Below are 13,386 nucleotides of genomic sequence, written 5' to 3'. Positions count from 1 at the left end.
AGTGCCTATGAAGAACGCCACGCCTATGATCGCGCCTTCCATGGGGCTAGCGCCCGGTGTGCACAGTTGTCCTGCCGACAGGCATGAATGAGGAGAGATACGCGTGAGGGTTCTGCTGATCGACGACCATCCCTTGATCCTGGCCGCGCTGCAGACCGTCATCCAAGGCCTGGGCGAAGACGTGCAGGTACTGGGGGCGGACAGCGCCGCTCAGGCCCGCGACACGCTCAAGGCCCGGCAGGATTTCGATCTGGTGCTGCTGGATCTGAACCTGGGCGATGCCAGTGGTTTTGATGTCCTGGAAGAGTTCCGGGCGCAGTACCCGTCGCTGCCTGTGGTGGTCATCTCGGCGTCGGACCGTGCCAGTGATGTGATCCGTGCGATTGACCAGGGGGCGATGGGTTTCATTCCCAAGCGCACCAGCAATGAAGTGCTGGCCCAGGCGCTGAAGCTGGTGATGTCCGGCGGCATCTATGTGCCTCCCATGTCCTTGGGCAGCGAAGCGCCGGAACCGGTGGAAGTGGCCCCGCATGTGGCGGGCCCGGTGACCATGGCGGACAAGCTGCAGCAGGTGCATGCCTTGGCCTCCCAGGCCGGTTACCAGACCACCACGGGCCTGGAGGGGTTGCAACTCACGCCACGCCAGACCGATGTGCTGGCGCTGCTGCTGCAGGGCAAACCCAACAAGATCATTGCGCGAGAGCTGGGCGTGTCGGTGGAAACCATTAAGGACCATGTGGCAGCGGTCTTGAAGGCTTTGGGTGTCAGTTCCCGGACGCAAGCGGTTCTGGCCGTCGGTCAGATGGTGCAACGCCAGCCGAATGCGGCGTTCACGACTTTCCGCTGATTCTCCTCCGCTGAGCCTTTTCCTCTGAGGCTCACCCTCTGCCCCATCCCTCAGACTCTCTCCCTCAGACCCTCCCGCTGCCCCTTGCTCGCGGCCTCTTGTTTGCCGCCTGCAGTTTCCTGCCTCAGGTTCGCAGTCATTCTTTGCCTCAGCCGTGTTCTCCCCCGGCGTGCTCGGTCCGAGAAAGCCGATGGCCGGGGCCCCTTTTCGGAAGTAAAGAAGGGAATGCCCGGCGGAGCCGGGCAGGAATGACATGGAGAAAAGGGGCCCCGGCCATCGGCTTTCGAGCGCCCGCCCCGCCCCGCCCCTCTCAAGCCCTCAAGCCCTCGCCGCCACCTCATACGTCAACCGCACGTAAATCGGCGCAAACGCCTCCGCCTGGGTGATTTCCAGCAGCCGCTCCCGCGACAACTCCAGCATGGCGATAAAGCTGACCACAAGCACCTGCGGCCCCCGGTCCAGCTCGAACAGATCCTCGAACTCCACGAACTTCTGCCCCTGCAGCTTCCGCAGCAGATGGCTCATGTATTCACGGACCGACAACTGTTCCCGCGTGATCTTGTGATGCTGATTCAGCTTGGCGCGGCGCATCAGATCCGCCCAGGCGGCCCGCAGGTCGTCCACATGCACCTCGGGCAGTCGCGGCGCCAATGACTGTTCGATGTGGATCTGCGCCCGCAGGAAATCTCGTCCCAGCACGGGCAACTGATCCAGCCGCAGCGCGGCCTGCTTCATCTGCTCGTATTCCAGCAGCCGCCGCACCAATTCTGCCCGGGGGTCTTCGGGCTCTGCACCGTCGTCCGATTTTTTCGGGGGCAGCAGCATCCGCGATTTGATCTCGATCAGCATCGCCGCCATCAACAGATACTCGCTCGCCAACTCCAGGTTGTGCCGACGAATCTGCTCCACATAGCTCAGATACTGACGAGTCACCTCTGCCAGTGGAATGTCGAGGATGTTGAAGTTCTGCTTGCGGATCAGATAGAGCAGCAGATCCAGGGGGCCCTGGAAGGCTTCCAGGAACACCTCCAGCGCATCCGGCGGGATGTAGAGGTCTTGGGGGAGCGTGAACAGAGGCTCCCCGTAGAGCCGCGCCACTGCCACGTTGTCCACCGTTTCTGGTGTTGTGGCGGCGACGCCTGCCTCGGCCGGCGGGTCCGGCAGGGCAATCGGGGTGTGGTGCTCGGGTTGGTCGCTCACCGCGACTCAGGCCGTGGGGCCATGGGCGTCATGGGCATGCACGACAGACGGAATGGCGACGAAACATGCGCGGACCTGGAGTGTCCGCACCGTCCGCTCATTCCGATTTGGTCTGATAGACGTAGGGCTGCTGTTCCACGCGGGCATCGCGGTATTCCGACTGCGCCTGACGGTCGATCGGGCGGTCCCACAGCAGGCCGCGGCCAGCGCGTTGCTCGGCTTCCAGCGTCGGTTTCTGGGCCTTCAGCTGTTCAATGAACTGCGTGACGTCGGACTTGTAGGGCTTCCAGAAGAGCGGCATGGCGTAGGGGCAGGTGAATGGCAGAAAGAACTGCCGGATTGTAAGGGCCGGGCCGCCCGGGTGGGCGGCGCCGACGGGACGCGGTCAGGGATCAGCGGATGCGCATGCCGGGCAAAGCACCCGGGAAGGGTTCCAGCACGAAGATGCCGGGATGCGCCTTTTCGTCGGCATGGCTGGCGGCCAGCACCATGCCCTCCGACACGCCGAACTTCATCTTGCGCGGGGCCAGATTGGCCACCATCACCGTCAGTTTGCCTTCCAGCTGTTCGGGCTTGTAGGCGCTGCGAATGCCGCTGAACACATTGCGCAAGCGGCCTTCACCGGCATCCAGCGTCAGGCGCAGCAATTTGTCCGAGCCTTCCACCAGTTCCGCCTTCACGATTTTCGCGACGCGCAGGTCCACCTTGCTGAAATCGTCGATCTTGATTTCCGGCGCGAGGTCTTCGCCGCCGGGCGTCACCTTCGGCGGCGCCGGTGGCTCGAACAGGGCTTCCAGCAGCTTGGGGTCTACCCGCTGCATCAGATGCTCATACACGCCAATGCGATGGTGGCCCAGCGCGCGGTCCGCATCGTCAAAGCGCATCGGCGCCACCTGCAGGAAGTTCTCCACCTGCGCCACCAGCGCCGGCAGAACCGGCTTCAGATAGATGCTCAGCAGACGGAAGGCTTCGATGCAGACGGTGCAGACATCCTGCAGCACCTGATCCTTGCCCTCCAGGCGCGCCAGTTCCCAGGGCTTGTTCTGGTCCACATACTCGTTGACACGGTCTGCCAGCAGCATGATTTCACGCAGCGCCTTGCCAAACTCGCGGGTCTCATAAAGCTCCACGATCTGGCCCTTGTGCGCGCGCAGGCCATCCAGCAAGGTGCGGCCTTCCACACCGACGTCGCCCGACAACTGGCCACCAAAGCGCTTGGACAGGAACCCGGCGGCCCGGCTGGCAATGTTGATGTACTTGCCCACCAGATCGGAATTCACCCGGGCGACAAAGTCCTCGGGGTTGAAGTCCACATCTTCCACCTTGCTGTTGAGCTTGGCGGCCAGGTAGTAGCGCAGCCATTCGGCATTCATGCCCAGGCTCAGGTACTTCAGCGGATCCAGCCCGGTGCCCCGGCTCTTGCTCATCTTCTCGCCACCATGGATGGTGAGGAAGCCATGCACGAACACATGGTTGGGCGTCTTGCGGCCACTGAAATGCAGCATGGCCGGCCAGAACAGCGTGTGGAAGTAGGTGATGTCCTTGCCGATGAAATGCACCTGCTCGGTCGATTCGTCGGCCAGGAAGGCATCGAAATCACGACCGGTCTTCTCGAAGTAGTTCTTCAGCGAGGCCAGATAGCCGATCGGCGCATCCAGCCACACATAGAAGTATTTGCCCGGCGCATCAGGAATCTCGATGCCGAAGTAGGGGGCGTCACGGCTGATGTCCCAGTCGCCCAGGCCCCCATTGCCTTCTTCATCCTTGGTGAACCATTCCTTGATCTTGTTGAGCACTTCGCCCTGCAGGCGGCCCGGCGTCTGGGTCCATTGCTCCAGGAATTCCACGCAGCGCGGGTCGGACAGGCGGAAGAAATAGTGCTCCGAACTCTTCATCACCGGCGTGGCACCGGTCAGCACCGAGAACGGATTCTTCAGCTCGGTGGGCGTGTAGACCGCGCCGCAGACCTCGCAGGAGTCGCCATATTGGTCCTTGGCTCCGCACTTCGGGCATTCGCCCTTGATGAACCGGTCGGGCAGGAACATCGACTTTTGAGGGTCGAAGAACTGCTCGATGGTCTTCACCGAAATCAGCTCATTGGCCCGCAGCGACTTGTAGATCTCCTTGGACAGCGCATGGTTCTCCGGGCTGTCGGTGGAGCTCCAGTTGTCAAAGCTGATGTGGAAGCCATCCAGATATTGGCGGCGGCCCGCTGCAATACCGGCCACGAACTCCTGCGGCGTCTTGCCGGCCTTTTCTGCCGAGATCATGATCGGCGCGCCATGGGCATCGTCCGCGCAGACGAAATGCACCTCGTGGCCCATCATTCGCTGGAACCTCACCCAGATGTCAGCCTGGGTGTACTCCATGATGTGGCCAATGTGGAAATTCGCATTGGCGTAGGGCAGGGCGGTGGTGACAAATAGCTTGCGGGTCATGGCGAAAAGTCGGGGTTCGACTGCCTGGTTGGTACAGCGCTGGGAAACCAGTGATTCTAGGCGTCAGCGGGCCGCTTGTTGCGCGGGGGCATCCGTCCGGGGGGCGTGCATCGTCCGAGCCGCATAACGCTGCGCCATCCAGGAGCACAGGATGAGCTGCAACTGGTGGTAGAACATGATGGGCAGGACGATCACCCCCACCGCCGGATGGGCGCCGAACAGCAATTTGGCCATCGGCACCCCGGACGCCAGGGTCTTCTTTGATCCGCAGAACACGGCGGCGATCTCATCTTCGACCGGCATCCCCATCCAGCGGGCCACCATCCGTGTGAGCACCACCACCACCCCCAGGAAGAAGGCTGCGCCAGCCGCCGCCTTCACCAGCAGTTCGGCGCCGTGGTCCCGCCACAGGCCGGAGGCGACCGAATCGCTGAATGCCGACAGCACCAGCAGGATGATCACCCAGCGGTCCACCAGCGACAGGGTGGACTTGTGGCGCTGATGGAATCCCAGCAGCAGCGGTCGCAACAATTGGCCGGCCACCAGCGGCAGCAACAGCAACTGGGTGAGCTTCCACACGGCCTCGCCAAAAGGCAGGGCCGCGCCGCTGGCGCCCGACATCAGGCTCACCAGCGCGGGCGTGAGCACGATGCCCAGCAGGCTGGAGGCGCTTGCATTGAAGATGGCGGCAGGCACATTGCCACGGGCCAGCACCGTCATCGCGACAGAGGAGGAAATGGTGGAGGGTAGGGCGCACAGGTAGGCAAAACCCAGCGCCAGGTCTTGCGGCAGCCAGCGGCTGAATAGCGCCATGAAGCCCCACCACAGCAGCGGAAAGAGCGCATAGGTGCTCAACTGCACCAGCAGGTGTACGCGCCACTTCATGGCCCCGTCCCGCAAGGCCGTGGCCGACAGGCCCAGCCCCGTGAGGAAGAACACCAGCGCCACCCCCCAGTTGCTCACCAGGTCCAGGCGCAGCCAGCCGCCGCTGCGCCCGAGGTCCGGCCAGGCGCTGGCCAAGCCCACCGCACCCACCAGGGCGAGTAAAAACCATTCCTTGCGCAGACGCGCGCCAAATGTTGCAGCTGAACTCATGCGCCGCACTCTAGCGGTTCCATTCGGGCCATTGGTCGCGTCATGAACCTTCCAGGCATCGAGTGCGAACATCGCGCGCAAAAATGACAACCGCCTGCCGCACATTGGCCGACCGCAGGGGACGCGGCTGGCGCGGACGTGGGCGTGAATGACTTCGAAATGTGTTCAAGGCTGACCCGTAACGCCTTGATTTTGAAAGGGTCTCCGACCTATCCACTGAGCCTGTGGATAAATGTGTGGGAAACCTTGTGTGCCTGCCTCTAAACCCTTGATTGATCGTGGGTGTAGGTTGGTTGCCTCATTTTCGAGCGATGCGGTTTCGTCTATATGAATCAATGACTTAGATTCGCCCTGGCGGCGGCCGGCAACGCTTGTCCCCCGCGAGGCGCGAGATATGTCTGGACCTTGCAAGTGGGGATAAGTCAACCCCCTGCCTGCTGATTTTTGGCTTGACAGGTGGTGCCTGAACCCAGAATGGGCGACCCTCGGCCCCTGTGATGTCCACCTCCGCTGTGGACAACCATGTGGGCTGTCTGGCGATGACACCTGCAAGTTGTTGTCAGGCCTCGCCTTTGACTGCTTTGCTGCAAGATGTGGCAGTGCCGGATCGCCCCACGCAGGGGGGCGGGGCCACCCGCCCCGTGAGGACCCTGAAAGTTCAGGTGGGCGGCACCGCTAAAATCCGCCACTTTGTTATCGCATTGACCTCTTTCATGGCGCAGGCTTTGGCGGGAACCACAGACACCACGGCGGCTCGTTCCGCTACGGCCGGCAAGTCGCCGGATCTCTTTGAACTGAAGAGCGCCTCGCTGAGCCTGCTCTCGCTGGTGCTGAAGAGCGCCGACATGGCGGCGCTGGCGCATTCGCTGACCGCAAGGCTCGGGGAAACGCCCGATGCCTTCCATCACGACCCGCTGCTGCTGGACCTGAGCCAGCTGCCGCCGCCGCAGGCTCAAGAGGGGACGGAGGCCGACACCGCTCCCGCCGGCCCACGCCTGGATCTGGCCACCTTGCTGCCCCTGCTGCGGCAGCACCGCCTGCAACCGGTGGGCGTGGTGGGTGCCAATGAGGCCGAGCTGGCCCAGGCGGCTGCATTGGGCCTGGCCGAAGCGCCCGAAGCGGCCGCGCCGGTGGCCCGGCCCGAGCCGAGGGTGGAAACCGTTGTGCAGCAGGTCATCAAGGAAGTGGTGGTGGAGCGTCAGGTCGAAGTGGCGGTGATGACCGAAGCCCGCACCGTCTTTGTCGACAAGCCATTGCGCTCCGGCCAGCAGGTCTATGCCAAGGGCGCCGACCTGGTGGTCCTGGCGCTGGTGAATCACGGGGCCGAAGTGATTGCCGACGGCAATATCCACATCTATGCGCCGCTACGTGGCAAGGCAATTGCCGGGGCACGCGGCAACACCGACGCCCGCATCTTCGCGCAGTGCCTGGAGGCGGAACTCATTGCCATTGCGGGCATCTACCGCACCACCGAAAACCCATTGCCTGACAACGTCCGAGGCAAGGCCGCCATGGTGCGCCTGGACGGTGAAAAGCTGTTGATGGACCCGTTGCCCCAATGACCCGCATCAGGCTGCAATATCACGCTGCAAACACGGCGACCGACTCACTGAAAGGACTCTGACCCATGACCAAGATCGTTGTGGTGACTTCCGGCAAAGGTGGCGTGGGCAAGACCACCACCAGCGCCAGTTTTGCCACCGGGCTGGCGATGCGCGGCTACAAGACCGCCGTCATCGATTTCGACGTCGGCCTGCGTAATCTCGACCTCATCATGGGGTGTGAGCGTCGCGTGGTGTATGACCTGATCAATGTCATCAACGACGAGATCAAACTGAGCCAGGCCCTCATCAAGGACAAGCAGCTCGACAAGCTCTACATCCTGGCCGCCAGCCAGACCCGCGACAAGGACGCCCTCAAGCAGGAAGGCGTGGAGCGTGTGTTGGAAGAGCTTAAGGCGATGGAGTTCGACTACATCGTCTGTGACTCGCCGGCCGGCATCGAGACTGGTGCGCTGATGGCCATGCACTATGCGGACGAGGCCTTGGTGGTGACCAACCCCGAGGTGTCGTCGGTGCGCGATTCCGACCGCATCCTGGGCATGCTCAACAGCAAGACCAAACGGGCGATCGAGGGCAAGGAGCCGGTGAAGGAACATCTGCTGATCACCCGCTACAACCCCAATCGCGTGGAAGGCGGCCAGATGCTGTCGCTGGAGGACATTCACGAGATCCTTCGCACGCCGCTGATCGGTGTGATCCCGGAAAGCGAAATCGTGCTGCAGGCTTCCAACCAGGGCCTGCCGGCCATCCACATGAAGGGCTCGGACGTGTCCGAGGCTTATGTCGATGTGGTGGCACGCTTCCTGGGAGAAGACAAGCCCATGCGTTTTGTGGAGGCGGTCAAACCCGGCTTCTTCAAACGTTTGTTCAGCCGCTGACATCCACCGGGAGAGATCATGGGATTCATGTCCTTCTTCCTGGGCGAGAAGAAAAGCACTGCCAGTGTCGCGAAAGAGCGGCTGCAACTGATCCTCGCCCACGAACGCAATGGCCGCAGTGCCAGCCCTGACTACCTGCCGCAATTGCAGCGGGAGCTGCTCGCGGTCATTTCCAAATATGTCTCCATCAATCCGGACGACATCAAGGTGCATATGGAGCGCCAGGATGATCTGGAGGTGCTGGAGGTGAAGATCGAACTGCCGGAGAAGCGCTGATCGGCGTCGGTCAGCGCCGATCGGCGCCAATCAGTGCCAATCAGTGCCAATCAGTGCCAATCAGTGCCCTGGGCGCTCATCCGCACCCGGCGGGCGCTGACGGTCGTTCAAGGCGCTGCCGGCCCTGCTGGCGCTGACCGCCGTGTCCCCACACTGACCGCACCAGGGGCAGGGGGGCAAACAGCGGACGACAGGCGGCCGTGCCGGGAGGCCCGTCGCTTGCGTGATGCAAGCGCCGCGGAACCAAGCGCTGCGCAAGCAAGCACCACGGATGCAAGCACCACGGAAGCAAGCGCCGCAGATGCAACCGTCGCAGATGCAACCGCCCGGCGACTGCCGCCGCCGGGATTGCCCCGATCCGTTTAGCGCAACACCTTCAACGCATCCGGATTGACGATGTTTGTCGGCGTGCCGGCGATGTAGTTCAGCACGTTGTCGAAGGCCGAGTCGAAGTACATCTCATAGCTGTCCAGCTCCACATAACCGATGTGGGGCGTGCAGACCGCGTTCTCCAGCCGCAGCAGCGGATGCCCCTGCAGGATCGGCTCGCTTTCAAAAACATCCACCGCTGCCATGCCGGGCCGTCCGCGATTCAGACCGGAGACCAGTGCCCCGTCCGCCACCAGTTCCGCCCGCGAAGTGTTCACAAACAGCGAGGTCGGTTTCATCCGGGCCAGGTCTTCCGCCGTCACGATGCCGTTGGTGGCATCCGCCAGCCGCAAATGCAAGCTCACCACGTCCGCCTGTTCAAAGAAGGCTTCCCGGCTGTCGGCCGCCAGATGGCCGTCCGCCTGCGCGCGCAGGCGAGAGCTTTCGCTGCCCCACACCATCACCTGCATGCCGAAGGCCTTGCCGTAACCGGCCACCATCTGGCCGATCTTGCCGTAGCCCCAGATGCCCAGGGTCTTGCCGCGCAACACCATGCCCAGGCCGAAATTGGGGGGCATGGAGGCGGATTTGAGCCCCGACTGCTGCCACACCCCATGCTTGAGCGTGGAAATGTACTGCGGCAGCCGCCGCATGGCCGCCATGATCAGCGCCCAGGTCAGCTCGGCCGGGGCGATGGGGGAGCCGCCGCCTTCGGCCACTGCAATGCCCAGCCGCGTGCAGGCGTCCAGGTCGATGTGCTTGCCCACCCGGCCGGTCTGGGAGATCAGCTTCAACTTCGGCAGTTTTTCCAGCAGTTGACGTGGAAATTGCGTCCGTTCGCGGATGGTCACCAGCACTTCGGCGTCCCGCAACCGTACCGATAGCTGACCGATTCCCTTGACCGTATTGGTAAAGACCTTGGCGTTCAGCGCGTCCAGCTTGGCGGCGCAAGGCAGCTTGCGCACGGCGTCCTGGTAATCGTCGAGGATGATGATGTTCATAGGCGTGCGGCTCCGATCCTAACCGCGTCTACGGTGCAGTCCCAAGGCTGTTCGTTGGAGTCAATGCAACAGATGCGAACAGCGGATAGCATCCCCGCCGGTTCGTCGGCTTCGCATCCCGGCCAGCCGCTCTGCAATCGACAAGGAGATTTCTTCATGGACATGTTCACCGCCACCGTGCCGGTGTTTGATCGCATGCTTGGCAGCATGCAGACCTGGATCGGCATCGCACGCGATCACGCCAAGGCCAAGGGCTTCGACGAATCCGTCTACCTGACGCTGCGCCTGGCGCCGGACATGCTGCCGCTGCCCCGCCAGATCCAGATTGCCAGCGATGGCGCCAAGGGCGCTGTGTGCCGCCTCTCCGGCCAGGACGTGCCGAGCTGGGCCGACACCGAAGCCACCCTGGACGACCTGCTGGCCCGCCTGCAGAAGACCCGGGACTTCCTCAAGGGCTTCCAGCCCGAGCAGATCAACGGCAGCGAGCAGCGCGAGGTGAGCGTGCCGCGCCGCCAGGGCGACCCATTGAAGTTCAACGGCGAGGACTTCCTGCGCTTCTTCGCCACGCCCAATCTGTATTTCCATGCCACGACGCTTTATGCGCTGCTGCGCCATGCCGGCGTGCCACTGGGCAAGATGGACTTCCTGGGCAGCCGCTGAGCGGATGAGTCTGGCAGGCGGGGTCCGGTGATCGGGCCCTGCCGGACGCATCAGCCGCGGCCCATCCACAGCTTGAGCCGGCCGCGGCTCCAGTCGAACTGCGCCGTCAGCAGCGCCAGCCGGCGCTCCGCCTCCGCCTGGCTACGAGCCCGTGCGACCTCGGTGTAGACCAGCGCACGCAGATGCCACAGGTCCTCCGGATGGCTGCTGTGCACGATGTGGCGGAGCACGGCCTCCAGCCGCTCCTGGCTGACCCCATCGTCGCGGGCAAGGGCTTCCTGCAGCAGGTCGGAAATGCTGCCCCGAAAGGCGGACCGCAACCGTGCCATGGTGCGGCTGCTGGCGTCGGGCCGCCGGCCCTCGCGTGGCCACAGCCGCATCAGGCTCTGGAAAATCGAGTCACCGCTGCGTCGCCGCAATAAGGTGGACGGACCCGCCCGCCTGGAAGCGACGCCTTCCGGTGCGAGGGCCGACGCTTCGGTCCCTGCTTCGGTCCCTGCTTCGGCCCCCACTTCGGCCTCTTCAGCCCCGACATCTTCCAGCAACCATGCGGAACCGGCCGCATGGGTTTCCTGATCATCCCAACAAGACTTCGCCTTCATGTGTCTGACCGCCGGCTTGGTGTCTCGCGCGTCCCTCGACGTCCCCGGGCCTGCCTGTGGGCCCGCTCGCGCGGCGTCCGGTCCTCTGTGGGCCTGGATCGCGAGCCGATTGTGTCGAGCCGGCGACTCCATTCATGCGTCAAAAAGGCCGTCGTCCCGCCTGCATTTCGTGCTCAAGTTGGCATTTGGATGGCCGATATCAGATTGAATCAGCGGTTTGTGACAGCGGATCTGACGCTTTGGGACCCGGTGAACGACGTGGGCGTTGGGTGGATGGGGTGTGTGCGGATGGGGCGAACGGTGTGCTGCCTTCGGGGCACGGGCCCAGGCTGAATGCGAGGTCGTTGGTGGGGGAGTGGGGCAGGCCACGGGGATTGTCCTGGCATCAACTGGGGGGCGTGGGCATCGGCTGGAGGGGCGGATGAGCGTCTTGAAATGGCCGGTGAGCCCCCGCCAATTGATTCGTTTCAAAATCCTCATAGGCGTTCACAATCCTGACAGGGGGCCTCCGTGCCTGCCCGAGTCGCCCCTGTTCTTCACCGAGCCCTTCTATGGACCTAGCCTCCAACCGCATGCAGCAACTGAGCGTTCCCGCTGAGCTGGCCCCGGAATGGGCGCAATGGATCCAACGCGCCCGTGACGGCAGCCTGCCGCTGCCCGAGCTGATGGACCGGGCCAACTTCCTGCAGAACCGGCAACTCGGTCAGGCCGCTGCGGCGCTGTACGAAGCCTGGCTGGGCGTGGACGGTCATCCCCCGGCCAGCCGGTTGGTGGCGCTCTACAACTGGGGCACGGTGCTGGGCAACGTCCAGCAGCACCAGCAGGCCGAGCAGGTGTATCACCAGGCGCTGGCCATCAGCCCCACCTTTGCCCAGGCGCGTCTGAACCTGGGCCACCAGCTGGAACATCAGCAACGGGTGGAAGAAGCCCTGGCCGCCTGGCGGGGCGTCTACGACCACGAAGGCCCCATGGAGGCCCTGGGTGCCGACCTGCTGGGCCTGCGCACCCATGCCCTCAACAATGCCGCCCGGCTGCTGGAACTGCAGCGTCGGTATGAGGAGTCCGAGGCGCTGATGGTGCGCAGCCTGACGCTCAAGCCGGACCAGACCGATGTGATGCAGCACTACGTGCACATCCGCCAGAAGCAGTGCAAATGGCCGGTCTACCAGCCATTTGGCGAGGTCACCCACAATGCCCTGTTGCTGGCCACCTCGCTGCTGGCCACCTTGAGCGCCACGGATGATCCCGCCCTGCAGATGGGGGCCGCCCAGCGCTTTGTCCTGGAAAAGGTCACCCGCCCCAAGGAGGCACCACTGTGGCGCCATCCAGCCTCGGTGGCGGCGCGCCAGCAGGGGGGCAAGATTCGCATCGGTTACCTCTCCGGGGATCTGTGCATGCATGCGGTGGGGCTGCTCACCGCCGAGCTGTATGAGCTGCATGACCGGGAGAAATTCGAAGTCCACGCCTTCTGCTGGAGTCGTGAAGACGGCACGCCGCTGCGCCGCCGTCTGCTGCAGTCGTTCGACAAGGTCTGGCGCATCAACGCCATGGACGACACCAACGCCGCCAAGCTGATTGCCCAGACTGGCATCGATGTGCTGGTGGACCTGCAGGGCCTGACCAGCGGTGCCCGGCCCAACATCCTGGCCTACCGGGCCGCGCCGGTGCAGGTGAGTTACCTGGGTCTGCCGGCCACCTCCTTGCTGCCGGGTGTGGACTGGATCATCGCGGACCGTTTTGTGATGCCGCCGGAATACCTGCCCTACTGCAGCGAAACGCCGATCTACCTGCCGCATTGCTACCAGGTCAGCGACCGCCGGCGCGAGGTGGGGGCCCCACCCACCCGGGCGCAGTATGAGCTGCCCGAGGACGCCTTTGTCTTCTGCTCGTTCAACAACAACCACAAGATGAATGCCGAGATGTTCGGCGCCTGGATGCGCATCCTGCGGGGTGTGCCCGGGAGTGTCCTGTGGCTGCTGGCGGACAACGAATGGGCCAAGGCCAATCTGCGACGGGAAGCCGAAGCGGCCGGGGTGGACGCGGCACGGCTGATCTTTGCGCCCCGGGTGGCGCCACCGGACTACCTGGCCCGTTTCACCTTGCCGGACCTGGTGCTGGACACCTTCCCCTACAACGCCGGCACCACGGCCAGCGACTGCCTGTGGATGGGCACGCCCATCCTCACCCGGTCCGGCCGCAGCTACATCTCCCGCATGTGCGGCAGCCTGTTGACGGCCGTGGGCCTGCCCGACCTCATCACCTTCTCGCTGCAGGAGTATGAAGAGCGCGCCATCCAGATCGGCCGGAACCCCGGGCGGGCGCGGTCCTACAAGCGTTACCTGCGGGATGAGGGTCGCAACAGCGAACTATTCAACGTGCCGCAGATTGTTCGTGACATTGAGCGCGAATTCGAGCAATTAACACTGGCCCATCGCGCCTGATTGATCCACGATCCCCC

12 protein-coding genes are annotated in these 13,386 nt (G+C 63.7%); 6 read left to right on the top strand and 6 right to left on the bottom strand.

What is annotated here, in order from left to right:
- Nucleotides 1-103 precede the first annotated feature (103 nt).
- Nucleotides 104-847 carry a response regulator gene (locus OU995_RS23550; protein WP_267832598.1) on the top strand — a complete coding sequence of 248 codons (744 nt, stop codon included), beginning with the start codon at nucleotides 104-106 and terminating at the stop codon, nucleotides 845-847.
- Nucleotides 848-1,165: 318 nt separating this feature from the next.
- Here the strand turns inward: OU995_RS23550 and OU995_RS23545 are convergent, their stop codons facing one another.
- The 4 genes from OU995_RS23545 to OU995_RS23530 all read right to left on the bottom strand — a co-directional run bounded on the left by OU995_RS23545 (nucleotide 1,166) and on the right by OU995_RS23530 (nucleotide 5,580).
- Entirely contained in the window at nucleotides 1,166-2,047 is an 882-nt protein-coding gene (locus OU995_RS23545; protein WP_420714757.1) for a segregation and condensation protein A, read from the bottom strand.
- Between the two features lie 97 nt (nucleotides 2,048-2,144).
- Nucleotides 2,145-2,348 carry a DUF3460 family protein gene (locus OU995_RS23540; protein ID WP_267832597.1) on the bottom strand — a complete coding sequence of 68 codons (204 nt, stop codon included), beginning with the start codon at nucleotides 2,346-2,348 and terminating at the stop codon, nucleotides 2,145-2,147.
- Between the two features lie 91 nt (nucleotides 2,349-2,439).
- Nucleotides 2,440-4,485, bottom strand: a complete 2,046-nt coding sequence (gene metG, locus OU995_RS23535; RefSeq protein ID WP_267832596.1) for a methionine--tRNA ligase — start codon at nucleotides 4,483-4,485, stop codon at nucleotides 2,440-2,442.
- 63 nt (nucleotides 4,486-4,548) lie between these two features.
- Nucleotides 4,549-5,580, bottom strand: coding sequence for a bile acid:sodium symporter family protein (locus tag OU995_RS23530; RefSeq protein WP_267832594.1), 1,032 nt, complete (start codon nucleotides 5,578-5,580; stop codon nucleotides 4,549-4,551).
- A gap of 713 nt (nucleotides 5,581-6,293) precedes the next feature.
- On the opposite strand from OU995_RS23530, the gene minC reads away from it, so the two are divergent.
- The 3 genes from minC (at nucleotide 6,294) to minE (ending at nucleotide 8,296) form a co-directional block, all read left to right on the top strand.
- Nucleotides 6,294-7,142, top strand: a complete 849-nt coding sequence (gene minC, locus OU995_RS23525; RefSeq protein ID WP_267832593.1) for a septum site-determining protein MinC — start codon at nucleotides 6,294-6,296, stop codon at nucleotides 7,140-7,142.
- Nucleotides 7,143-7,207: 65 nt separating this feature from the next.
- Entirely contained in the window at nucleotides 7,208-8,020 is an 813-nt protein-coding gene (gene minD, locus OU995_RS23520; RefSeq protein WP_267832592.1) for a septum site-determining protein MinD, read from the top strand.
- An 18-nt stretch (nucleotides 8,021-8,038) separates the two neighbouring features.
- Entirely contained in the window at nucleotides 8,039-8,296 is a 258-nt protein-coding gene (gene minE / locus OU995_RS23515; RefSeq protein WP_058934595.1) for a cell division topological specificity factor MinE, read from the top strand.
- 362 nt (nucleotides 8,297-8,658) lie between these two features.
- Here the strand turns inward: minE and OU995_RS23510 are convergent, their stop codons facing one another.
- A complete protein-coding gene (locus OU995_RS23510) occupies nucleotides 8,659-9,666 on the bottom strand; it encodes a D-2-hydroxyacid dehydrogenase family protein (protein WP_267832589.1) in 1,008 nt (335 codons plus the stop codon).
- A 156-nt stretch (nucleotides 9,667-9,822) separates the two neighbouring features.
- On the opposite strand from OU995_RS23510, the gene OU995_RS23505 reads away from it, so the two are divergent.
- A complete protein-coding gene (locus tag OU995_RS23505; protein ID WP_267832586.1) occupies nucleotides 9,823-10,326 on the top strand; it encodes a DUF1993 domain-containing protein in 504 nt (167 codons plus the stop codon).
- Nucleotides 10,327-10,376: 50 nt separating this feature from the next.
- On the opposite strand, the gene OU995_RS23500 is transcribed toward OU995_RS23505, so the two are convergent.
- The gene (locus tag OU995_RS23500; RefSeq protein ID WP_267832584.1) at nucleotides 10,377-10,928 is read right to left on the bottom strand and encodes a hypothetical protein; all 552 of its coding nucleotides are present in this window, start codon (nucleotides 10,926-10,928) and stop codon (nucleotides 10,377-10,379) included.
- A gap of 551 nt (nucleotides 10,929-11,479) precedes the next feature.
- On the opposite strand from OU995_RS23500, the gene OU995_RS23495 reads away from it, so the two are divergent.
- Entirely contained in the window at nucleotides 11,480-13,369 is a 1,890-nt protein-coding gene (locus tag OU995_RS23495) for an acetylglucosamine transferase (protein WP_267832583.1), read from the top strand.
- The last annotated feature ends 17 nt before the right edge of the window (nucleotides 13,370-13,386 follow it).

Origin of the sequence: Roseateles sp. SL47 (assembly GCF_026625885.1) — a bacterium.
Taxonomy (GTDB): domain Bacteria; phylum Pseudomonadota; class Gammaproteobacteria; order Burkholderiales; family Burkholderiaceae_C; genus Roseateles.
This window is presented reverse-complemented; position numbering and strand designations above follow the sequence as displayed.